This is a genomic window from Actinocorallia herbida, from assembly GCF_003751225.1.
In the GTDB taxonomy this organism is placed as follows: Bacteria; Actinomycetota; Actinomycetes; order Streptosporangiales; family Streptosporangiaceae; genus Actinocorallia; species Actinocorallia herbida.
Genome location: NZ_RJKE01000001.1, coordinates 8,978,448 through 8,999,204 on the forward strand (window position 1 = coordinate 8,978,448; position 20,757 = coordinate 8,999,204).

Genomic DNA, 20,757 nt, shown 5'->3' on the forward strand with positions numbered 1-20,757 from the left:
ATCGCGTCAGGCGGGGTGGACACGGCGGACCCGCGACCAGATCCTCGCGGGCACCGCTCCGGCATGACGCCGCATGCGCCCGGCGTCGAACGTGCGCTGCTCGCGCAGTTCCAGCCAGCTGTCGCGGTTCGCGCCGGTCGGATCGTCGATGATCCCGGCGGGGAGGCGCAGGCAGTCCGCACGGCCGCTGCGGTCCTTGCTCGTGATCTTCAACGCGGTGACGCGGCGGCCCGTCACGTCCAGGACGAGGCACGGCCGGTCCTTGCTCGCGCGGCTGTCCTCGTACGGAATGTCCGCCCACCAGACCTGGCCCGGCCTCGGCCCTTCCGCACCGGGTTCCGGGTGCCCCCTGCGCCGCTCCGACGCGGTCCCGGACACCTTCTCGACCACGGCGTACACGAGGCCGACCAGGAACAGGAGCAGGAACAGGGAGGTGAGACCCCCCGACACGTCACCCGTCACGATGATGCCGACGACGCAGAGAACGACGACGACCAGCATCGCCACGCGCAGAATCTTCAAGCGCAGACCCTTCGAGACCTTCCCGGACCGGCGACCCGGAAGAACATCCGATTGAACCCGGTGGACACGACGGGCGAAAGAGAAGATCCCCCTCCGCTTCGCCCGTCGCGGCCGTCGCCGGTCAGTCGAAGGTCGTGGAGATGGGGTGCCAGCCGTCGGGGACCAGGGCGGAGCCGGCCTCGGGGCCCCAGGTGCCCTTGGCGTAGGGGAGAGGCTGAGACGGATCGTCGAGGAGCGGCTGGACGATGCGCCAGGATTCCTCGGCGAGGTCGAAGCGGACGAACCGGCGCGGGTCGCCCGTGACGGCGTCGGTGAGGATGCGCTGGTAGGCCGCCTCCATGGGGCCGAGGGCCTTGGTGAAGTCGACGTGCAGGGGGATCCGGCGGGTCGAGTCGGCGCCGGGCTCCTTGGCCAGGACGTCGAGGGTGATGCCCGCGTCGGGCTGGATGCGGAACCTGATCAGGTTCGGCTGGAGGTCCCCGTCGAAAAGGTGGACGGGCGGGGCGGCGAGTTCGGCGACGACCTCGAGATCGGTCTCCGGCAGCGCCTTGCCCGAACGGAGGTAGAAGGGCACGCCCGCCCAGCGCCAGTTGTCGATGAACAGGCGCATCGCCACATACGTCTCGGTGGTCGAGCCCTCCTGAACGCCCTCGGTGTCGAGGTAGCCCTCGTACTGTCCGCGCACCACATCGTCGGGTCCGGGCGATCGGACCGCGCGCAGGACCCGCCACTTCTCGTCGATGAACGCGCGCGCGTCCCGTGACGGCGGCGCGTCCATCGCCAGGATCGCGAGGATCTGGAGGAGGTGGTTCTGGACGACGTCGCGGATCGTCCCGTTGGCGTCGTAGAACGAGCCGCGGTCGGACACGTCGAAGTCCTCGGCCATGGTGATCTGCACGTTCCGGACGACCGTGCGGTTCCAGATCGGCTCGAGGAACATGTTGCCGAAGCGGAAGACCAGGAGGTCCTCGATGGGCTCCTTGCCGAGGAAGTGGTCGACGCGGCGCAGGTGGTCCTCGTCGAAGTGGCGGAGCATCTCGAGATTGAGCGCCTTCGCCGACTCCAGGTCGTGGCCGAACGGCTTCTCCACGACGAGCCGCGCGTTCTCGTTCAGCCCTTCCGCGGCGAGCCCCTCGGCGACGGTCGCGAAGAGCGCGGGCGGAATCGCCAGGTAGTGGGTGACGAATCCGGCGCCCGCGACGGCCTCGCGGACCGCCGTGAACGTCGCCGGGTCGGCGTAGTCGCCCGAGATGAGCTGAAGATTCCCGGCGAACTTCGCGAACGCGGCGTCGTCCACCTCGCTGCCGCAGGCGCCGCGTGCCCGCGCGAGCAGCGCGTCGAGATCGAGATCGGTCTTCGCGACCCCGATGATGGGCAGGTCGAGCACGCCGTTGGCGGTCAGCCGGTAGAGCGCGGGCAGCAGCATCTTGAAAGCGAGGTTGCCCGTGATGCCGAACAGGACGAGCGCTTGCGCCCGCTGCGGAGCCTCCGTCATACCCGTCGCCCCCTTAGCGCGCGGTAGCGACGGACAAGGCTCTCGGTGGAGGCGTCCGCGAAATCGCCGGGCGGTTCCTCCGACGTCAGCGCGGGCTCCAGGCCGAGCGCCATCTTCTTGCCGAGCTCGACGCCCCACTGGTCGAACGAGTCGATGCCCCAGATGACGCCTTCGACGAACACGACATGCTCGTACAGGGCGACGAGTTCCCCCAGGACGCGCGGGGTCAGCTTCGGCGCGAGGATCGTCGACGTCGGGCGGTTCCCCGGCATCACCTTGTGCGGCACGATCTCGGGCGGTGTCCCCTCGGCGGCGATCTCCGCCGCGGTCTTGCCGAACGCCAGCGCCGACGTCTGGGCCAGCAGGTTCGCGGTCAGGATGTCGTGCATGCCCGCCTGGTCGGCGAACGGCTCGGCGAACCCGATGAAGTCGGCCGGAACCAGCCGGGTGCCCTGGTGCAGCAGCTGGTAGAACGCGTGCTGCCCGTTCGTGCCGGGTTCGCCCCAGAAGATCTCGCCGGTGTCGACCTCCACAGGGCTCCCGTCCGCCTTCACGGACTTGCCATTGGACTCCATGGTGAGCTGCTGAAGGTAAGCCGGGAACCTGTGCAGCCGCTGCGCGTACGGAAGGACGGCCCTGGTCTGCGCGCCGAAGAAGTCGGTGTACCAGATGCCGAGCATCCCCATCAGGACCGGCATGTTCTTCTCGAACGGGGTCGTGCGGAAGTGCTCGTCGATCGTGTGGAAGCCGTCGAGCATCTCGCGGAAGCGCGCCGGGCCGATCGCCACCATCAGCGACAGCCCGATGGCGCCGTCGTAGGAGTAGCGGCCGCCTACCCAGTCCCAGAAGCCGAACATGTTCGCGGTGTCGATACCGAATTCCGCGACCTTCTCCGCGTTGGTCGACACCGCAGCGAAGTGCTTGCCTACCGCGTCCTCACCGAGCGCGTCGACGAGCCAGCTCCGCGCCACCCTGGCGTTCGTGAGCGTCTCGATCGTGGTGAACGTCTTGGAGCTGACCACGAACAGCGTCGTCGCCGGGTCGAGGCCGCGCAGCTTCCCGTCGAGGTCGGCGGGGTCGATGTTCGAGACGAACCGGGCGGTGATGCCCGCGTCCGCGTAGTCCAGGAGCGCCTCGTACGCCATCGCCGGCCCGAGGTCGGACCCGCCGATCCCGATGTTGACGACCGTCGCGATCGGCTCCCCCGTCGCGCCCCGCCACTCCTTCGACCGGATCTTCTCCGCGAAGGCCCCCATCTTGTCCAGCACCTCGTGCACATCGGCGACGACGTCCTGCCCGTCGACGTGCAGGGAGGCGTCCGCGGGCAGCCGCAGCGCGGTGTGCAGCACCGCGCGGTCCTCACTGACGTTGATGTGCTCCCCGCTGAACATCCGCTCGACGGCGTCCCGCAGCCCCGCCTTCTCCGCGAGCGCCACGAGCAGCCCGACCGTCTCGTCGGTGACCCGGTGCTTGGAGTAGTCGAGGAACAGATCCCCCGCCTGCACCCCCATCCGCGCCACCCGCCCGGGATCCTCCGCGAACAGCTCCCTGAGGGTCCTGCCTTCCACCTCCCCGAAGTGCTTCCGCAGCCCCTCCCACTCCACACCCCGCACAACCTCGCCGCCCACGGCTCTCCCCTCACCGGTCGTCCGGCCACCGCACACCCGCGATGCCCCTCCCGCGATGATCCCCTACCCACCTGCCCCGAAGCACCGCCTCCCGCCCACGAACTGTGCCCGACATCTCCCCTCGGCCGGGCCCCAGCGGGCTGCCCTGGTGTCCCACTCGTCCTCAACGGTCGGTTCCGGTGTGAGTTGAGGGAAGACCCGAAGTGCTGTTAGCTTCGTCCGGTGGACGACAGGCGTGCACAGGCGGAGGCGATAGAGGGCTTCGCGAAGGCGCTGCGGGAACTGCGCGATTCGGTCGGCAACCCTCCCTTCCGCGAGATGTCCGGCCGGTCCGGGGCCATCTCCCACACGACACTGCACGAAGCCACCAAGGGCAACCGGCTCCCGAGCTGGGGCACCACCGTCGAGTTCGTCAAGGCGTGCGGCGCGGACCCCGCCGCGTACCGCGATCACTGGGAGCGCGCGAACCGGACGTTCAGGCCGACGAGCGCCGAGGACCCCCCGATCCGGGTCGACGGCTCGGTGGGCACTCCGCCCGGTGGGCTCACGGCGGCCGCCGTCGCGCCGCAGGCCGCGCAGGTCGCTCTGGCGCCTCTCGGCGAGACCGGGGCGTCCGTTCCCGCTCAGCCGCCGCCGCCCGACGAAGTCGTGGGCCGCGTCCCCGCGCCGAGGGGTCCGAGGCGGTTCCGGCCTGCCCTTCCGACCGTGCTCGCCGCCGCGGCCGTCTGCGCGGGGGCGGTGATCCTCGTGGTGGCCGTCATCGACGGCGGGCCCGACGAGCCGGGTCCCGGCCCGTCCGCGGATCCGGCGGCTCCCGCGCTGACCGCGGCCGACTGCCCGGTGACACCGACCAACCCGCCGTCCGCTCCCCCGGCGAACAAGGGCGACGCCTCCATCTTCGTCGGCGACCTCACGCTGCCCGACTGCACGCACGTCGGGCGCGGCCAGACCGTCACCAAGATCTGGCAGATCAAGAACGTCGGCACCGTCCCGTGGAGGGGATATTCACTGCGCCGCCTCGACCAGCCGCAGCGGGCCGACCAATGCCAGACCATTCCCGAGATCCTGATCAAGGACACGCTCCCCGGCGAGATCGTCGACATCGAGACCGAGATCACCACGCCGAAGAAGCCGGGCCTCTGCTACGTGCGGTTCAAGATGGCGAACGCCTCGGGAAAGCTCGTGTTCCCCGGAAGCCGCCCGGTCAATTTCCAGATCATCGTCGACTGACGCCGATTCCCCGCCGCGTGTGACACGGCGGGGAATCGGGACCGGACGGCCTGCGGGCGTCAGGACTTGAAGGCGATCCCCTTGTAGTAGTACTTGAGGATCCTGCTGTAGCTCCAACCGGCCCTGGCCTTGTCGCGGGAGCCTTCCTGCGACATCCATTCGCCGTCACGCCACCAGGTGCGGCACGCCGTCGTGTTCTGGCAGTACTGCGCCTGGAAGATCTTCCCGCCGAGGGTCAGCCGGGTGCCCCACGTCGCGTTCACCGCGGCGTTGGTGGCCGGCTGCGCCGAGTTCGGCTTGTACATCTGGCTGTTCGTGTGGTCCCAGACGTCGAAGCACTTCCCGCTCGCGGTCTTGCGGGTCGAGTGCAGCGCCCAGTACCAGCCGTAGTTCTTGGCGGCGATCGCGCCGGCCTTCAGGGACTCCTTCGGCCAGCTCGCGTACCACTCGTTCGGCAGCACGTTCTTGACGTAGGTCTTGAACGGGATCCGCTGCACGATGCCCAGGTCCGCCCGGTAGACGAGGATCGTCGTGGGCGGCTTGGTGTGGGTGCCGTCGGTCTTGCAGCCGGTCGGCGTCGACGGGGTCGAGCTGAGGAACCTGTGCGAGGCGTTCTGGTTCTTCAGACCGGTCTCGAGGTTGCCTTTTCCACCGGGCTTGAAGTCCTGGTAGGAGCCCTTGTAGTTGCTGTTGAAATAGACGCGGACGGTCTTACCGCTGCGGTTCCAGACCGAGGCCGCCTCGTTCTTGATGCACTTGCCCTTGCCCGCGCCGGCTCCCTTGAAGTCGTAGCAGGAGGGCTGCGTGGTGCCGTAGTCGCCGACCGAAGTGGTGAAGTCGGAGACCGAGCCCTTGTTGCCGCTGTTGAAGTAGTAGCAGAACTCGCCGGTCTCGCACTTGCCGTTGCGGGTCGCCGCCGAGGCGGGCGAGGCCATGGCGAGCACCATCCCGCCGAGCGCCAGCGCGCCGGCGACCGCGGTGAGCCGCGAGAACAGCCGTGCAGTTCGTGTGGACACAGATGCCTTCCTCGTCGTCGGAGTCCGCGGGGCGTTATCGGACGTTGAAGCCCAGGGCGTTCCAGAACGGGGTCGGGTTCGGGTTGCTCAGGGTGTAGTCGTTGACGCTCGGGGCCGCGTACAGCTGCTTGCCGGGACGCACCTCGACGTGGGTGTGCGCGGCGCTGGGGGAGCTCACGCCGTGCCAGGCCTCGTCGGCGATGACCTGGCCGCGGGTGACCTTCTGACCGGCCGCCAGGCCGGCGCGCGGGGCGGTGTGCAGGTAGATGACCGTCTTCTTCGACGAGGCGACGTAGATGGCGATCGTGGAGAGGCCCGCGCCGCCGTTCGCGCCGCGCTTGACGCGGATGACCGTGCCGGTCACCAGGGAGCGGACGTCCGCGCCCTTGCCTCGGATGAAGTCGATGCCCTCGTGCTTGCCCTTGGTGGTGGTGTAGCCGTCGTACTTGCAGCTGATGTAGCCGCCGCCACCGACGTAGAGGGCGTCCGACAGGTCGACGCGCGCGGAGGTCGACGGGCCGATCTTGTGCGAGGCGTTCTGGTTCTTCAGGGTGGCGTTCAGGTTGCCCTTGGCGCCGGCCTTGAAGTCCTGGTAGTTGCCCTGGTAGTTGCTGTTGAAGTAGACCCGGACGGTCTTGCTGGTCCGGTTCCAGACCGAGGCGGCCTCGTTCTTGATGCACTTGCCCTTGCCGGCGCCCGCGCCCTTGAAGTCGTAGCAGGAGGGCTGCTTGGTGCCGTAGTCGCCGACCGACGTGCTGAAGTCGGAGATGGAGCCCTTGTTGCCGCTGTTGAAGTAGTAGCAGAACTCGCCGGCGTCGCACTTGCCGTTGCGGGTGGCCGCCGAGGCGGGCGACGCGGTGGCGAGCACCATCCCGCCGAGCGCCACCGCAGCCGCGGACGCGCTGAGAACCTTGTTGAGCTTCGTCATGATCTGCTCCTTGTGTCTGTGCAGCCTGGGTTGGGGAGGAATCAGCGGCGCTGGTATTCCTCCCAGGTGCGGATGGTCACCTTCGGGCCGTCGTCCGGACCGCGCCCGGCGAGCCCGTTCAGACCGAGGTAGTAGTCACCGACCTGGTGCTGGGACTGGGCGGAGAGGTCGGTGTCGCTGATGGCGACGGCGTGGATGTGCCACGGCCAGTCGGCCTGGTCGGGGTTGCGCACCCATGCCGCGAAGCCGACCTTGCGCAGCGCGCGGACGACCGCGGTACGAGTGGCCGCGTTCATCCCCTTGACGGAGATGTCGACCGTCCCGCCGCCGTCGTGGGTGCCCGCGGACGTGGGGTCGCCACCGGGGTTGTACGACCCCTGGTCCAACACGAGCTTGCGGCCCAGCAGCCGCTTCGCCTCGGCCAGCATGTTCCGCGTACGGGTGTTGATGATGACACCCCCGCTGGACACCTTGGCACCCGGGGTGATCGTCTTGGTGACCTTGAAACGTCCCGCGCCGAGCTTGGCGAGTGACGTCTTTCCCGGCATGCCGTTGGCGGCGAGACCGGTGTAGCCGAGCGACTTCTGGTACTTCGCATAGGCGGCGACCGTCGTGGTGCCGAAGTACCCGTCCACCCACTTCGCGGCGAGCAGCTTCCGGTCGCGCAGCGCCTTCTCCACGAGGAGCACGCTGGACTTCGCGCCCGGGGTCAACGTGTCGTCCGCCCGCCGCGGGTCGATCTGCGCCGCCTTGACGGTCGCTTCCATGTTCACGCTGGGCAACGCCCTCGCGTCCGCCGCCTGTGCCGCCGGCGACCCCGCCGCCCCCGTCAGAGGCGCAAGCAGAGCCGCCGCCGCAAGCGCGGCAGCACATGAGGTCAGCTTCATCGTTCTCCCGCGTCTCATCCGATGGTGGTCGTTTCCCGCAACGCCCCCACCGTCTCGACACCCCCGCCCCGTCCGCAACAAGATCTTGTTGTCAGCCTGTCCGACCAGCCCGCCTTACACCCCGACCCCCACCTGACAGCCTCCGAACACCCCGAACGCCCGACCAGAACCCTGGTCTCCGTCGGTGCCCTCCCCGACGAAAGCGACCGTGTCCTCGCCTGAGGCATCCCTCGACGCCTCACCCGGCCGACGACAACAGGGACCGCGCCCGAACGCGCAAGGCGAACCGGACCACCGCAAAGAAGCGAACGCCATGACAGTCACTCACCGCAACGCTGGACAGAACGCCCGAACGGGAACGGCCGGCGCCGTTCGTCACGGCCGCCGAAGGCCGGACCCCGGTCCAGACGGACAAGCCGGGCGCCGACGAGAACTTGATGCTCGATCAAGTGGCCCGTACCAAGGACCTGACCGCCCGAACGGCGGCGTCCGGCTCAGCGGTGACGGTCTTCGTCACCGTGGCGGCGGGCGCTGAAGCGCCGACACCCTCCCGGTGGCAGGGTCTCCAAGTGGCAAGGCAGCCAGCCCGATCCGGCCGAAGGTCCCACTAGCCCCGATGACCGCCGGCGTCTACACATGGAACATGAGCGACCCGAATGACGGCGATGGGGCCGGGACCGTCAGCCAGGCAGGCATCTACACGGCGCTTCAAGGCGGTGCCGACACCTACGTGGACGAGCGTGAAGCAGCCGCGATCATCCGCAGGGCGGCGTCGAACGCCGCGCAGCTCGCGACCGAGAACCGGGCATGGGTCATGCGGGCCGTCCGGTACATCGTCGGGCATCAGGGCGTCCGGCAGATCCTCGACCTCGGCTGCGGCAAGCCGCAGCGCACCAACGTGCACCAGGTCGCGCAGGCGATCGACCCTGAAGCGCGCGTCGTCTACGTCGACAACGACGTGCCGACCACCGGCCGCGCGCTCCTCGAGGCTCCGGGCACGATCTACCACCACGCGGATATCGCCGACGTCGAAGAGGTGCTGGCCGTGGCGGCCACCCACCTCGACCTCTGCCAGCCGACCGCGCTCCTCCTCGGCTCGGTCATGCACGTGGTGCCCGTCGACGACCCGGCCGGCCTCATCCGCCGGTACGTCCAGGCGCTCCCCTCGGGTTCGCTGCTCGCCCTGAGCCATGTCTCGAACGAAGGCGGCGCGACTCCGGCGCAACAGGAGGTGATCCGCAAGGCCTACGCGGGCAGGCTGTGGGTGCGGACCTTCGAAGCGATCCACGACCTGTTCGGCGGTCTCGAGCTCGTCACGCCGGGCCTGGTCGACGTCTGGTCCTGGCCCCACATCACCGAGGTCGGGATCCCGGAGGGCGGGCTGAGAGTCGTCGGCGGGATCGCGCGGATCTAGCGCGCTTCCAACCCGGCCATAGGCCCGTCGGCACCGGATACGACGGCTCCCTCACCTGCTTCGCGCGGGCCGCGACCACAAGAGGGCGCTTCGGGCGCGGAGCTTTTTTCCCCGGGTGTCGCAGGCCGCCGGGAGGCTCCGCACATCGTCGACCGGCGTCCCGTGCTGAGGGAGGGGAGCAAGAGGGGGCCGCGGATCGCGGCCCCCTCTTGCCTGTTCTTGTTACTGGGTCTCTCGGATGAGGGTGGCGCTTTGGCCGGAGAACTCCACGACGGCGTTGTGCGGTGCGTTCTGCACCCATTCGTCGAAACCGTCGAGGGAGCATTTGCTCTCGTCGGCCGGTACGGTGCCGTCGGGGCAGGTGCCGCCGGCGACGTAGAAAGCGGTGTCGGTGGCGGTGAAGAAGGCGACGTCGCCGACGAGGAACTTGCCCGGCGCCAGGTAGCTCAAGGTTCCCCACTTCTCGGTGATCTGCTGGCCCTGCTGCTCGCTCGAGGTGTCCGAACCGCCCGGGTTCTGCGGGGTGGAGGTTCCGCTCGGCGCGGAGGGCGCGTCCGGTGTGGAGATCTCACCCGGGGTCGCGGTGCCGCTCGGCGCGGGCGCGGAGGGCGGAGCCGCCGCGGAGCCGCCGTCGACCTCACCGTTGCAGGCCGTCAGGCCGAGCGCCAGTACCGCTGCCACGCCCGTGATCAGGATCTTCCGCATGGGTCCCCGTTCTCGTGCGCGATCCTTCATGATCGCGTTATGCCGGGTGAGATGCGGGGCACGGCCCGATGGGTTCAGGCGCCGGGAAGTGATCAATCCGACCTGCCGCGTCCCGAACCCGCAGTCCGCCGGCGGCATCAGGATGCCCTGTCCGCACAGAGAAGTTCACACGCGCCCCCGAACTCTTCCCGGCCCCAGGGAAGAAGACCCGAGTGCACCGGTTTCCACGCTCGCGAACCGAACAAAAACCATGCGCCCATCGAATACAAAAGGCCAGGTCGGCGTCACGCTGACCTGGCCTTCTACCTGCGCACCCGAAGGGATTCGAACCCCTAACCTTCTGATCCGTAGTGATCAACTCATGTACGGTGTTTCGGCTGGTCAGATGGGGTTCGGCGCGGCAGGTCCTCCGGGTCGTGGGCGGGTATCGGGCGGGACATGTCTTCTGGGGGCGGCCATGTGAGGGCTGTGGTGCGAGAAGACTGGTTGGCGTTACCGGGAACCCCACGGGCACCCCGTGCAGCCGGAAAGACGAAGGATGTTCACCTTGGTAGGTGAACATCCTGGTCGGAGCATGTTGAGCTTGCGCAGGTCAGCGGCCTGGCGAGGGTTGCGCCGCGAGGTCTGATCGGCACAGCGATCGTGTTCCGAGGGTTGCCAGCAATTGAGCTCGCCGATCTGCGCGTGCGGCGGGAACGTCCTCGAGAAGTCGGATGAAGCGAGGTGTTACAGGCGGAGGAGATGCCTTCTTCGCCGAGTCGGTCGACGTCCGGCTCAGGGACCAATAGCCGACCGCGGAGCAGGACGTCTTCTCTGTCGAGGTCCTGATGGCGTTAGGGTCTGCGCACCCGGAGCCGGGCGATGAGTTCTTCGACCATTCGCGGGTCGAGATCGCTCAGGTGCGTGATTCCGGCGGCGCGATCGGTGTCTCCCGGGTGCGCCGTGGAGCCGTCACGGCAAGCGCGTAGGAGCCGGGGGGCGGTGATCGCCTCTTTTCCCGACTCCTTCCAGGAACGGACGGCCAACACCGTCTACCTTGCTCGCCTCGGACCATCCTCGTCAGATTTTGTAGAGCCTGGGGAACGGGGTGGGAACGCACACCTGCAGGGTGCCGAAATCAACGGTCACCGTGGCGGTGCCACTGATCGAGATCACCGTGCCGAGGCCGTGCTTGTCATGGCTCACCCGGTCGCCGACCGAGAAAACCTCGGGTGGCGGCGGAGGAGGAGGCGCTTTGAAGGGACTTGTCGGCAGGTAGCGCACTGTGGACGAGCGTGACTGGTTCATTGACTTCAGTATGCGCGCCGAACGCTCGTGGTCGGGTCTTCTGACCTCAGAAGCTTGGCCCGGTTCTCTGGGTGGGGCTGTCCTGGGCGCGGTTGCAACGGAGCGTTGGGGTGGGATTGGGACGGCGTAGGCGATCTTGTAGATCCTCATGCGGCCGGTCCCACTATCAGCCGGGGCTTCCTCAGGGATGGATGCCCGAACGACGCCCGATCGCCACAAACGAACACAGCCAGTCCTTCTCAAGTGAAGAACTGGCTGCTCAGGCCGTACTTAAAGCGCACCCGAAGGGATTCGAACCCCTAACCTTCTGATCCGTAGCGGACGCTGCTCATCCGCTCCGCCGCAGCTCAGAGGTTGGTAAGACCGGCCGGGAGGCCAACGCGGGAACGCATCGGGAACATCACACAGTTCGTGGCCGGGTGACCACAACATGGGTTCGAACCTAGTGTCCTGCGCCTGAAATTCGTCGGCAAAATCGTGCGAGGGATTCGAGGATCTCTTCGGCGGTCTTGGTCCAGATGAAGGGCCGGGGGTTGCTGTTCCAGTCGTTGATCCAGTCGCGGATGTCGGCTTCCAGGGCCTGGACGCTTTTGTGGGCGCCACGGCGGATCTTCTGGTCGGCCAGGAAGCCGAACCAGCGTTCCACCTGGTTGATCCAGGAGGACCCCGTCGGGGTGAAGTGCATGTGGAAACGTGGGTGCTTGGCGAGCCACGCTTTGATCGCCGGGGTCTTGTGGGTGCCGTAGTTGTCCACGATGAGGTGGACGTCCAGGTCGGCGGGCACGGTCTTGTCGATGGTGATCAAGAACTTCTTGAACTCCGCGGCCCGGTGCTGGCGGTGCATCTGGCCGATGACGGTGCCGTCGGCGATGTCGAAGGCTGCGAACAGGGTGGTGGTGCCGTGCCGGGCATAGTCATGGGTGCGGCGCTCGGGCATGCCCGGCATCATCGGCAGAACAGGTTGCGACCGGTCCAGCGCCTGGATCTGCGACTTCTCGTCCGTGCACAGGACCACCGCCTTCTCGGGCGGGTCGTGGTAGAGGCCGACGATGTCGACGACCTTCTCGACCAGCAGCGGGTCGGTCGACAGCTTGAACGTCTCAGCCCGGTGCGGCTTGAGCCCGAAATCACGCCAGATCCGGCCGATCGTCGACTTCGACAGGCCGCTGCGCTCGGCCATCGACGCCCGCGACCAGTGTGTGGCGTTCTTCGGCGTCTCCTCCAACGTCGCCACCACCACTTCCTCCACCTGATCCAGAGTGATCGACGGAGGCCGGCCCGGCCGCTCCTCGTCCATCAACCCATCCAACCCCAGCCGGACGAACCGGCCACGCCACTTGGAGACGGTGGAGGCGTCCACCCCCAACCGGGCGGCGACGTCCTTGCTGCTCATCCCGTCCGCACACGCCAATATGATCTTCGCTCGCATCGCCAGGACCTGCGCGGACTTCGCCCGCCGAGCCCACCGCACCAGCACCACCCGCTCATCATCACCCACCCTCAGCACGGCCTTGGGCCGGCCCTCCCGAGGCGCATCCAGCAACCCCTCCACCCCACCGCGCGCGAACGCCGCCCGCCACTTGCGCACCGTCGTCACCGACACCCCTAGATCACGCGCCACCCGCGCGTTACTCGCCCCGGGCTCAGCACACGCCAGCACGATCCCCACCCGAAGAGCCAACGCCGACGACTCCACTGACACACCCACCAACCGCGCCCGCTCGACCTCACCCAGCTCGATCTCGACCGCAGCAGGACCCCGATTCGCCATAACAACACGATACATACTTAACCAACGAATTTCAGGCGCAGGACACTAGTGGCGTGTCACGCAACCTTGGTCGGGTAGCTGGTCCAAGAGCTGATCGAGGATGTGCACCACGACCACCTCCCAGAACGAGCCTGGGGACAAGGCTGCCGCGCTCACCCTCCTAGATCAAATAGCGCAGGAACGTTCGGGGACGGGCCACTAGACCGGGTACCGGTCAGACGGCTTTGCCGCTGGTGCCGTGTGCCCCCGCTGTTCGCCTCCGCTATCTGACCGACTCAGTCTCGCGGCAGCTCCTTGACCCGCTGATCCGTGCCCTGGTGATCATCATGGTGGGGCGCGGCGTCCTTATGATCCATCCCGGACGGGGTCGCGTCCGGGAGCGGACTTGCATCTTATGGAAGCGAACAAGGTCGAGTTCGATCGGTACATCCGAGAATGTCGAGGCATCCTGGTTTGAGAGGTGAGACCATGGTGCGTCCAGGATGGTCGTCTGCGGAGGTCGTGTGTCTAGTACTTCTGTCTCTGATTCATCGAACTCGGCCAAGTCGCGCCTTGGGAGAGCGGTGCTCTTCCTGTGGCAACAAGAACCGATGATCACCCAGCAGGTTATACGCGCCGACATCGGAGTGTTGCTGCTCACCGGCCAGGCAATGGACTTCGCGACGCGACTAAAAGGCTATAACCGCATCACCAACCCTGATCTGGTCAAAAACTTCGCCCGCCTCGTGGGACTCGGTGAGCGTCAGCTTTACAAGGACGTCCTGCCGATTCTGAAGGCTTGCGATGTAATTGATTTCGAAGTCGATCAACATGGACAGATCAAATACGTCGAAGAGTTCGTCGGTGTGACCGGCAGCGTGATCAGTCAAACGTTCAAGGTGCTGGACAGCCTGAAACCTAGCGACTCAGAGATCGCGTTGCTCCACAGCATAGAGATCGCATCTTGGGCACCACTGACCACGTCACAGCACCTTCAACAGATCACTAATCGAGTGTCCGTTGGTGATGAATCCGCTGCTCGAGGACTGAAGTATGCGTTTGCAATCGGGATTAACCAGCGGATTCTCTCGAAGGAGCTGAATGAGGAGGTCGTCTTCAATCCTCATGTCTGGGGTACGCGGCAGGTAGAGATTGCATCGTTCCTCCAGAATCTCCCACCTAACGAGCGTGATGCACTGCTCGGTATCTGTGAGTCGGTCACCGCAAAGCCAGGTTCTACCTTGGATTCACTCGGCGGAGAATCGAAGATTCTGACAGGTGCGCGGAAGGTTGGCCTAATCCAAGCAGCGACGGTCAAGTCCAACGCTTACGGGAAGAACCTGACCCAGACCTATGCGTTCTCCCCGCTTATCCAGACGAGTGACGACCAGGCCAGCACAACGGAAGCGCTTCACCTCAGAAAGCTCTTCATCGCTCACATCCTGTTCGGCCGTGAGAAGGCGGCTCTTGGCCGCGGGAGGATCATGGATCCGGTGGTTCTAGTCGGGAGCCTGTTGCGGCGAGGCCAAGTCGGTCCCGCAACTAACATCGGCACCGACTACCACATGCTCGAAGCGGCAGGCGTCGTCCGAGTCGAAGGCGATCCAGGCCAGCGGGCGTACCTCAAACTCATCAAGGAGGACATCGTGAGCGACGGCCTGGACTGGCTAAAGGCCAGCCTCGGATCCATCCAAGGTGGCTCTGGAGACCTCACAAAACTGGCCAACGCCCCGGGCGGGTTCGTGACGCCAGAGCGAGATCGTTCTAGCATCCCCGATGATGCGGCGTCTGAGGAGATCCTCACGTCGACCATCCTCGAGCTAAGGAAGGAGGCGCAGCGTGCAGTCCGCCACCAAAGCCCCTTCAACAGGTGACCGCCTCGAGGCGCGAGTGGCACAGGTTTGGTTCTGGGAGGGGTTCTACGCTCGCCGCGGCGTCAACTTCCAGCGCTATTATCAAGAGCCGCTGCAGGTTACGGATCTCGACCTATTTGCTTTTGACTTCAACCCCCAACTTGCGATTCGACGATACATCGGTGAGGTCAAGTCTGGTACTGGTAGATCTGCCCCCAAAGCTCTGGACCGGATCATCTGGCTGAGCGGGCTAAAGTCCCTTACCGGTGCCGATGCCGGTGAGCTAACGATTGCAGCCTCGATTTCTGCCAAAGCTCAGAGCCTGAGTCGTGGCTTGGGAATATCTGCTCAATCAGTTGAAGACGTGGAACGTCGTGAAAGCGATGCTGTCGGACCTCTAGCCGATCTTGGATCACAAGGTGTTAACGCCTTCATACTTGAGCAGACTGTCCGCCTAATCGCTAAGAAAAACATTGATTTGGAGCGTGCCTTTAATTTCCTGCGTGGTGAGGTTTACTTCCTCGATCCGTTCCTTGCGGCGAAGCAGCTGATCGACCTGCTTCGGAGGATTACTCTGCGGTGGACACCTCGCCTCCAGGATGGTGAAGAGATCGCCCTCCGATGGCTCGCTGCGGAGGCACTCAGCCTCCTGACACTGAATCTTGTCACTGTTGCGAGTGCTGCTATGGCCTTGGACCGGAAGAGCTGGAACGCCTATGTGATGGAGCGGTTGGCGGAAGGGGCAGTTCCCATGCGCCATATGCGCGCACTTTCAGACTCAGTCGACAAGTTTGTAGCAGGTGTCTTGTCTGCTGCTGGCGCCTCTCCTGAGATGAAGACGGCGGCAATCGGCGCCTTCCTGCCCGAACCACCTGACTATGCCGAACCCTTTGCAGAACTCTGCTGGCGCCTCAAGAGCGATGCACCAGCTGCTCGAGCGCTTCCACGGCAGCTCGATTTCGTGGTCTACGAGAGGCTCGTTCACCAACGCCAGATCCACGAGATAGCTGCTGCCCGTCTTGGGGTGAACCGCGACAGTTCGATGCGTCTGATCCGGCTGGTCGTAGGCTTTGTCAGGGGGTGCGAAGCAAGCTTTGTAGATCTTGAGCGGGCTCTGACTGAGACCTCCTAGCTACCGATCACTGCCGTTTTTGTCTGCCTCAGCTGGGCGTACGGAGGTCTGCGGCTAGGTCGTGCCAACCCATGGTCATAAAGTTCGCCTCGGTGATGCGGAGAAAGGTTTCTAGGCGGTCGGGTTCTTCATCCAACCGCTGAAGCAGGGTTGTGACCATCCGGGCGAAGCGGGTGGCCTGGTCTTCACCGCTGGACCAATGAGCCACCATTGGGCGGATGATGTCATCGAACAGGCGCCAGGATGCGACCGGGTCAGGGGCGTTGAGAGAACGGTCGAGCCACCAGCGGCTGGCGGTGTCGATGTCTGCAAGGATCACGGCGGCCAAGTGGGTCATTCTCTTCTCGAGCAGTACCTGATCGAGTTGGGCGGCGCGCTGGGCGTCGAGATAGCTCTCTGTGCGGGCCGCGTCGGCCGGCGGGAGAACCAGGTCCAGTCGAGCCCTCACTTGGATCAAGGGGTAGTCGTCTGGGTTTCGCCAGTCAGCTAGTGCAAGGGCAGTGTCTTGCGCGGCCTCAGCCACGGCTTCCGGGGCGCTGAGGCGAGCCACATAACCGGCGAGCTTAATGGCCGAGGCTCGGGCAGCCGCCTGAGCCTCGGCCAAGACCATGTGTTTTGCTGCTCCTGGCCTTGGGCGGTACCACACTGTTCCGGAGGCACTGAAAGAAATGCCGGGCACCGAGGTCGCGAGCGCCATGGAGAGACGGCTTTGACGAGTCCGCCGCAGCCTCTTTAGTTCACTCGCCCTGAACACGGGCGCTCTCCTGCGATAGCTGGACAGCGCGCGCGAAGACCCGATCGCGGAAGTAGGTGGGATTAAGAGGACGTTTCGGCAGGAAGCTGCTGATGACATCGTCTCTTACCCATGGAGCTAGCACGGCACCGAGCACCTCCTCCGAGGCGTCCGCGGATAGATGCTCACCCTCCACTAGATTCACCCATGCTTCGATCGCGGCTTGAGCCACCATGCGGGTTTCGGTAAAGGTGAGGGAGCGGCAGAACGCCAGGATGATCGACTGGCGCACGATGCGATCTGCGAGTGCCTGACCGTGCTTGCCGCAGAGCAGCGCAACCCCGCTCCCACTCGAAGCCAAGCTCAGGAATGCGACGATCCCAGCCCGCTCGGACTTCACCGTATCGAGCCATGCGAACACTTTTTCGATGATCTTGGGTTGTGCAGTGGCCAGCGTGACAAACGCCCTGGCCACTGCCTCGCTTCCTGGGTCTGGGGTCTTCAGCGCAGCCCAGTGGAGCCGGACCAACGCCATGTCTGGCTCGTGCTCACCGAATGGTCCGGCGCAGATGTCGGCGACGAGATCCACGAGGCTTTGGGATGGGGCTCCTGTCAGCCAGGTATATAGCCGACTCCGTACATAGCGGCCAAGCCGTGGGTCGAGGGCCGCTCGCGCGAGGGCCTGGACGGCAAGGGGCCGTCGTTCTGTCATCAGGCCGTCGCGCAGCCGATTTATGATCTTAGTATCGCGATAGAGGAGTGCAAGATCTAGTAGTGCGTCGACTACGCGCTCGGCGTCGTCTGCGGGGAGCCGGGCCGCCTGGTCGACAGCCCAGGCGGTGAGCAGATCCAGTAGGCGGGCTTCGTCCCAGAGGTGCCGTCGTACCGCCGATGCCAGTCCGTGATGAGTCGGAGAAAGGCGAACCCGGTCTCCGTAGCGCTCCACGGCTGCGTCCTTCAACCGCTGTGACGTGAACCTGCCCCCGAGAATGTCGGCGGGTTCTTGGCTGTATCCGAGACGTCGGAGGAGATCCTCCGCCATGTCGAGGACGGACGAACGCCTTCCGCCATCACAGAACGCCGCCGACCACAGCAGCACTCTGATTTCGAGATCACCGGGAAAGTTCGCAGATAGCCAAGACTCCCAGTCGCCGTACTCGGCGATGATTCGTTCAACATCGGGGTCCGGGGCATCTCGGATAATGCGTGCCAGCCGGCAAGCGTCGGCGGCCTTCGGATTGGAGTCCCAGACATCCGCGAAGGCATGGCTATGGAGCAGGTAGGTGCGATCGTTTGATCCGAAGGCCAACAACTCTTGCTGGACCAGCTCCAGCGCATTCGGAGAGAAGTGAAGGACGGTCTGCTCCTTCAACCGGTCCGCACCGGGTCCTTCCCAGGTGTTGGGGGCACCGAGTATCACCACGGCGACATGCCGATTCCGTGCCCAGGCGAGAAGATCTCTGCTGAAGTCCTCTGACGGCCTGTGTTCTGACAGGTCTAGGAGATAACCGTGCCCCTTGGCTACAGGAGGGAGCAGGCGCACCTGAGGGCGCGACCAGGTCGGCTCGAACTCGTGCAGTCGCTTGGAATCACAAAGATCCTGGAGCAGCCTCAGCCCGGCGGTGCGGCGGCCGGTCCCCGTATCGCCTAGCAGGACGAGGACCTGGTGGCCGCGGAGCAGATTCGGTGCGCTCGCCCAGTCCTCGCCTGTCGGGTCGATGAACCTTCCATCGGCACAAGCGGCGAGCTCCTCACTGAGGACGTCTCGGATCTCAACGAAATCTTCGCCATAATGGAAGTTCTGAATGCCCGCGACGAACGCGGTTCCGCCGTCGTATACCTCAAGAGAAGTCATGGCTTCTTTCTGGCGTGTCGGCGAGCGTCAGCGTCCGAACTGGGGGTTGTTGAAGGTTTGGTTCTCAGCCGCGAAGACCGTTCCTGAGTGGTTCACGATGGTGAACCGAGGAGAGGAGGAAGGCGCGGTTGCCGCATTTTGGTGGAGCGGAAGATCGATGCCGTGTGCGCGGAGCAGCTCGGCCCGGACTCGGGCGGCATCCACCTGCCCGGCACGTGGACCAAGCTCCTGGGCGAATGCGCAGAGCAGGTTCAACAGGTCCGAGGATGTACGGTCGCAAGCCGACGCGAGGTCATCTAGAAGATCCAGTTCCTCCCGCCAATCAGAACCTTCCGGACCTACGTCGACCCGCCACACATGCAGCCCGGCAAGGATTCGGTGGGAGAGCGCTTCTGCCTGAGCTCCATCAGAGATCGACACTGCGGTTGCGACGGCCTTCACGACATGGCTGTGACGGATCCGCAGTTCTTCGCGGGTGACTCCTGGACGGAGTAGTCGTGCCAGTGATTCGTGATCGCGACGGGCTCGGGCCATCTCAGTGAGTTCCGAGAGGGGGCCGGTACCGTCATCGTCGCCGACCGCTAGCCCGAGCAGAAGACGACCCTTCACCAGCTCCTTGCCTCGTGTCTGACAGACCCCGGCTGCTGTTCGCATCACCTTGATGAAGTCGGCGTCAGAGCCCGTGATCCGCAGTCGCCGCTTCACCTGGATCTCAATTGATGGAGCCGGATTCTCTCCGCCCGCTGTGACCACGATGTCGTCGAAGTCCCGACCGTCGATACCCTGCTGGAGTTCCACCCACCCCATGGGGAGTCGCATGCCGATCGGCACGAGCGCGCCCCGCAGCAGGCGCCCCAGCAGAACCGCCGCCACCCTGTACTCGAAAATCGTCCCAGCACCGCCCGTCGCGATGGGCGAGACCCCATCACTCATGTCAAGCACGCCCCATTTCGTCTTGGGAATCCCCTGGCTGTTAACTCTACGAGTCCGTACTGACAAAACTGGGTGGGTTCCTGATATCGAGCGGCTGGCACGGGCGGGCGACCGTCCTGCCATGACATTGGTGCATGCCGAAATCGATGGACTCGCCAGCCCGAATCTGGAGCGTCTACTTGGGGTGGCGGGCTGCGGTTCGGCGGAGGTGGCTGGTGAGGTCGGTGATCTGGCGGGAGGGAAAGTGCAGGCTCGCGTGCGGGAGCGGGCCGGTGGAGCGGAGGCGGATGTTGGATGCCCAGCCGTTGCCGGGGCGTAGGGGTTCGGCGATGTTCAAGAGGATCTGCATGTCGGTGGGGGGCATGGTGAGCCAGGCGAAGCCGGTATAGAAGGCGGCGTAGCGGTTCCATCGGTTGGGTGGGATGGCGGCTCCGCCTTGGGCGAGGGATTCTCCGGCGTTCTGGCAGCACATGGCCGTGTCGAGGCCGAGTTCCCATATGGCCGAGACGAGGTCGGTCATTCCCTCGTCTATGGCGACCGTGGTGCCGTCGGGCTTGGTGATGCTCTTGGTCAGGTGGACCTGTCGTGGTTCGTGCATGGGAGTCCTCGACGGTATTCGGCCCAGTGGCCGGTGATGTCCTGGAGTTCTCGGGCCCAGGGCTCGGCTATGCGGTCGGCGGCGGCGTTCCAGAAGGCCGCGTTCATCTCGGCGAAGTCCGTGAGAGCCGCTGTGGGGAGGCTGGTCCAGGTCGGAAAGCGGGAGAGCCATGCTTCGGCTTGCTCTGGGGTGTGGCCGGCTTTGAGGAGCCATTGGACGAGGAGGGCGAGTTCGGTCCAGGCGGCGCCTCGGCTGGCGAAGCCCCAATCGACGACGAAGACCCGATCGTCGGGGGTGATGAGGACGTTGCCGGGGTTGAGGTCGGCGTGGATGACGGTGTCGCCTTCGAGGGCGGAGATGTCGCCCAGGTCCGTCCAGCGGCGTCCGGTGGGGATCTTCAGGTCGGGGGCGTCGATCGTCTGGAGGAGGTGGATGACCGATTCCAAACGGGCGAGGTCCGGAGAGCCAGGCTGGTAGTCGGCGTGGCGGGCCTCGATGTGTTCGTAGGCGAGGAGGTGCCAGCCCTCGGCTTCCACGTTGTGCAGAAGCCGAGGGGCCAGGCCGACGACGGCGGGGTTGATGCGGGCTTCGCGCCGGAGGGCCCATAGGTCCGGGGTTTCCGGGTCGGTCTGCATGCCTTTGAGGAAGAGGGTTCGGGTCGCGGTGTGGAGGACGGCGGTGATGTCGGAGTGCTCGCCCACGTGGTGGGGGGTGGCGTGTTCGACTCGGCCGGTGTGCTCCTCGATGGCGGCCCGGGTGTTGGGCGGCAGGTCTTCCCAGGTGCGGCGCAT

18 protein-coding genes are annotated in these 20,757 nt (G+C 65.6%); 4 read left to right on the forward strand and 14 right to left on the reverse strand.

The features are described 5' to 3' along the window. Positions 1 to 6 precede the first annotated feature (6 nt). From EDD29_RS40870 to pgi, 3 genes are all read right to left on the reverse strand, one after another. Positions 7 to 522: a type II toxin-antitoxin system PemK/MazF family toxin gene (locus EDD29_RS40870; RefSeq protein WP_211360156.1), complete on the reverse strand. Its 516-nt coding sequence runs from the start codon at positions 520 to 522 to the stop codon at positions 7 to 9. Positions 523 to 643: 121 nt separating this feature from the next. Then, a complete protein-coding gene (gene zwf, locus EDD29_RS40875) occupies positions 644 to 2,017 on the reverse strand; it encodes a glucose-6-phosphate dehydrogenase (RefSeq protein WP_123669511.1) in 1,374 nt (457 codons plus the stop codon). Next, complete coding sequence (pgi, locus tag EDD29_RS40880) at positions 2,014 to 3,645, reverse strand: glucose-6-phosphate isomerase (protein WP_123669512.1); 1,632 nt, start codon at positions 3,643 to 3,645, stop codon at positions 2,014 to 2,016. The genes zwf and pgi overlap by 4 nt, the downstream gene beginning before the upstream one ends. Positions 3,646 to 3,867: 222 nt before the next feature. Here pgi and EDD29_RS40885 point away from each other — a divergent pair, with 222 nt between their 5' ends. Further along, positions 3,868 to 4,875, forward strand: a complete 1,008-nt coding sequence (locus EDD29_RS40885; RefSeq protein WP_123669513.1) for an NBR1-Ig-like domain-containing protein — start codon at positions 3,868 to 3,870, stop codon at positions 4,873 to 4,875. 59 nt (positions 4,876 to 4,934) lie between these two features. Here EDD29_RS40885 and EDD29_RS40890 read toward each other — a convergent pair whose 3' ends face one another. Genes EDD29_RS40890 through EDD29_RS40900 form a run of 3 tightly spaced genes read right to left on the reverse strand, consistent with a single transcriptional unit; the run spans position 4,935 to position 7,586 of the window. Then, on the reverse strand, positions 4,935 to 5,891 hold the full coding sequence (locus EDD29_RS40890; RefSeq protein WP_123669514.1) for a SpoIID/LytB domain-containing protein: 957 nt from the start codon (positions 5,889 to 5,891) through the stop codon (positions 4,935 to 4,937). Positions 5,892 to 5,925: 34 nt separating this feature from the next. Further along, on the reverse strand, positions 5,926 to 6,819 hold the full coding sequence (locus EDD29_RS40895) for a peptidase inhibitor family I36 protein (RefSeq protein ID WP_123669515.1): 894 nt from the start codon (positions 6,817 to 6,819) through the stop codon (positions 5,926 to 5,928). Positions 6,820 to 6,860: 41 nt separating this feature from the next. Next, on the reverse strand, positions 6,861 to 7,586 hold the full coding sequence (locus EDD29_RS40900) for a peptidoglycan-binding domain-containing protein (RefSeq protein ID WP_246053687.1): 726 nt from the start codon (positions 7,584 to 7,586) through the stop codon (positions 6,861 to 6,863). 763 nt (positions 7,587 to 8,349) lie between these two features. Here EDD29_RS40900 and EDD29_RS40905 point away from each other — a divergent pair. Further along, a complete protein-coding gene (locus tag EDD29_RS40905) occupies positions 8,350 to 9,120 on the forward strand; it encodes an SAM-dependent methyltransferase (RefSeq protein WP_170201762.1) in 771 nt (256 codons plus the stop codon). A gap of 222 nt (positions 9,121 to 9,342) precedes the next feature. Here the strand turns inward: EDD29_RS40905 and EDD29_RS46025 are convergent, their stop codons facing one another. The 3 genes from EDD29_RS46025 to EDD29_RS40925 form a co-directional block, all read right to left on the reverse strand. Then, a complete protein-coding gene (locus EDD29_RS46025) occupies positions 9,343 to 9,825 on the reverse strand; it encodes a hypothetical protein (protein ID WP_170201763.1) in 483 nt (160 codons plus the stop codon). Between the two features lie 1,059 nt (positions 9,826 to 10,884). Beyond that, complete coding sequence (locus tag EDD29_RS40920) at positions 10,885 to 11,112, reverse strand: hypothetical protein (RefSeq protein WP_123669520.1); 228 nt, start codon at positions 11,110 to 11,112, stop codon at positions 10,885 to 10,887. 442 nt (positions 11,113 to 11,554) lie between these two features. Then, positions 11,555 to 12,883: an IS630 family transposase gene (locus tag EDD29_RS40925; protein WP_246052464.1), complete on the reverse strand. Its 1,329-nt coding sequence runs from the start codon at positions 12,881 to 12,883 to the stop codon at positions 11,555 to 11,557. Positions 12,884 to 13,473: 590 nt separating this feature from the next. On the opposite strand from EDD29_RS40925, the gene EDD29_RS40930 reads away from it, so the two are divergent. Together EDD29_RS40930 and EDD29_RS45110 are read left to right on the forward strand one after the other, a co-directional pair. Then, positions 13,474 to 14,736, forward strand: coding sequence for a hypothetical protein (locus EDD29_RS40930; RefSeq protein WP_148086262.1), 1,263 nt, complete (start codon positions 13,474 to 13,476; stop codon positions 14,734 to 14,736). Next, on the forward strand, positions 14,702 to 15,847 hold the full coding sequence (locus EDD29_RS45110) for a hypothetical protein (RefSeq protein WP_148086263.1): 1,146 nt from the start codon (positions 14,702 to 14,704) through the stop codon (positions 15,845 to 15,847). Before EDD29_RS40930 ends, EDD29_RS45110 begins: the two co-directional genes overlap by 35 nt. A 28-nt stretch (positions 15,848 to 15,875) precedes the next feature. Here EDD29_RS45110 and EDD29_RS40935 read toward each other — a convergent pair whose 3' ends face one another. From EDD29_RS40935 to EDD29_RS40955, 5 genes are all read right to left on the reverse strand, one after another. Next, positions 15,876 to 16,457 (reverse strand): hypothetical protein, encoded by a 582-nt coding sequence (locus EDD29_RS40935; RefSeq protein WP_123669522.1) that lies wholly within the window; start codon positions 16,455 to 16,457, stop codon positions 15,876 to 15,878. 127 nt (positions 16,458 to 16,584) lie between these two features. Continuing rightward, on the reverse strand, positions 16,585 to 18,435 hold the full coding sequence (locus EDD29_RS40940) for a hypothetical protein (RefSeq protein ID WP_123669523.1): 1,851 nt from the start codon (positions 18,433 to 18,435) through the stop codon (positions 16,585 to 16,587). Positions 18,436 to 18,462: 27 nt separating this feature from the next. Further along, positions 18,463 to 19,368, reverse strand: coding sequence for a hypothetical protein (locus EDD29_RS40945; RefSeq protein WP_148086264.1), 906 nt, complete (start codon positions 19,366 to 19,368; stop codon positions 18,463 to 18,465). Positions 19,369 to 19,543: 175 nt separating this feature from the next. Beyond that, positions 19,544 to 19,966 carry a hypothetical protein gene (locus EDD29_RS40950; RefSeq protein ID WP_123669525.1) on the reverse strand — a complete coding sequence of 141 codons (423 nt, stop codon included), beginning with the start codon at positions 19,964 to 19,966 and terminating at the stop codon, positions 19,544 to 19,546. Next, on the reverse strand, positions 19,939 to 20,757 hold the full coding sequence (locus tag EDD29_RS40955; RefSeq protein ID WP_123669526.1) for a phosphotransferase: 819 nt from the start codon (positions 20,755 to 20,757) through the stop codon (positions 19,939 to 19,941). The genes EDD29_RS40950 and EDD29_RS40955 overlap by 28 nt, the downstream gene beginning before the upstream one ends.

What these genes read in the sequence shown, in the direction of transcription:
- EDD29_RS40920 (WP_123669520.1), bottom strand. Translation starts at nt 11,112, where the DNA reads ATGAACCAGTCACGCTCGTCCACAGTGCGCTACCTGCCGACAAGTCCC.
- EDD29_RS40895 (WP_123669515.1), bottom strand. Translation starts at nt 6,819, where the DNA reads ATGACGAAGCTCAACAAGGTTCTCAGCGCGTCCGCGGCTGCGGTGGCG.
- EDD29_RS46025 (WP_170201763.1), bottom strand. Translation starts at nt 9,825, where the DNA reads ATGCGGAAGATCCTGATCACGGGCGTGGCAGCGGTACTGGCGCTCGGC.
- EDD29_RS40925 (WP_246052464.1), bottom strand. Translation starts at nt 12,883, where the DNA reads ATGGCGAATCGGGGTCCTGCTGCGGTCGAGATCGAGCTGGGTGAGGTC.
- EDD29_RS40950 (WP_123669525.1), bottom strand. Translation starts at nt 19,966, where the DNA reads ATGCACGAACCACGACAGGTCCACCTGACCAAGAGCATCACCAAGCCC.
- EDD29_RS40930 (WP_148086262.1), top strand. Translation starts at nt 13,474, where the DNA reads ATGATCACCCAGCAGGTTATACGCGCCGACATCGGAGTGTTGCTGCTC.
- EDD29_RS40935 (WP_123669522.1), bottom strand. Translation starts at nt 16,457, where the DNA reads ATGGTCTTGGCCGAGGCTCAGGCGGCTGCCCGAGCCTCGGCCATTAAG.
- EDD29_RS40940 (WP_123669523.1), bottom strand. Translation starts at nt 18,435, where the DNA reads ATGACTTCTCTTGAGGTATACGACGGCGGAACCGCGTTCGTCGCGGGC.
- EDD29_RS40905 (WP_170201762.1), top strand. Translation starts at nt 8,350, where the DNA reads ATGAGCGACCCGAATGACGGCGATGGGGCCGGGACCGTCAGCCAGGCA.
- EDD29_RS40955 (WP_123669526.1), bottom strand. Translation starts at nt 20,757, where the DNA reads ATGCGCCGCACCTGGGAAGACCTGCCGCCCAACACCCGGGCCGCCATC.
- EDD29_RS40945 (WP_148086264.1), bottom strand. Translation starts at nt 19,368, where the DNA reads ATGAGTGATGGGGTCTCGCCCATCGCGACGGGCGGTGCTGGGACGATT.
- zwf (WP_123669511.1), bottom strand. Translation starts at nt 2,017, where the DNA reads ATGACGGAGGCTCCGCAGCGGGCGCAAGCGCTCGTCCTGTTCGGCATC.
- EDD29_RS40900 (WP_246053687.1), bottom strand. Translation starts at nt 7,586, where the DNA reads ATGGAAGCGACCGTCAAGGCGGCGCAGATCGACCCGCGGCGGGCGGAC.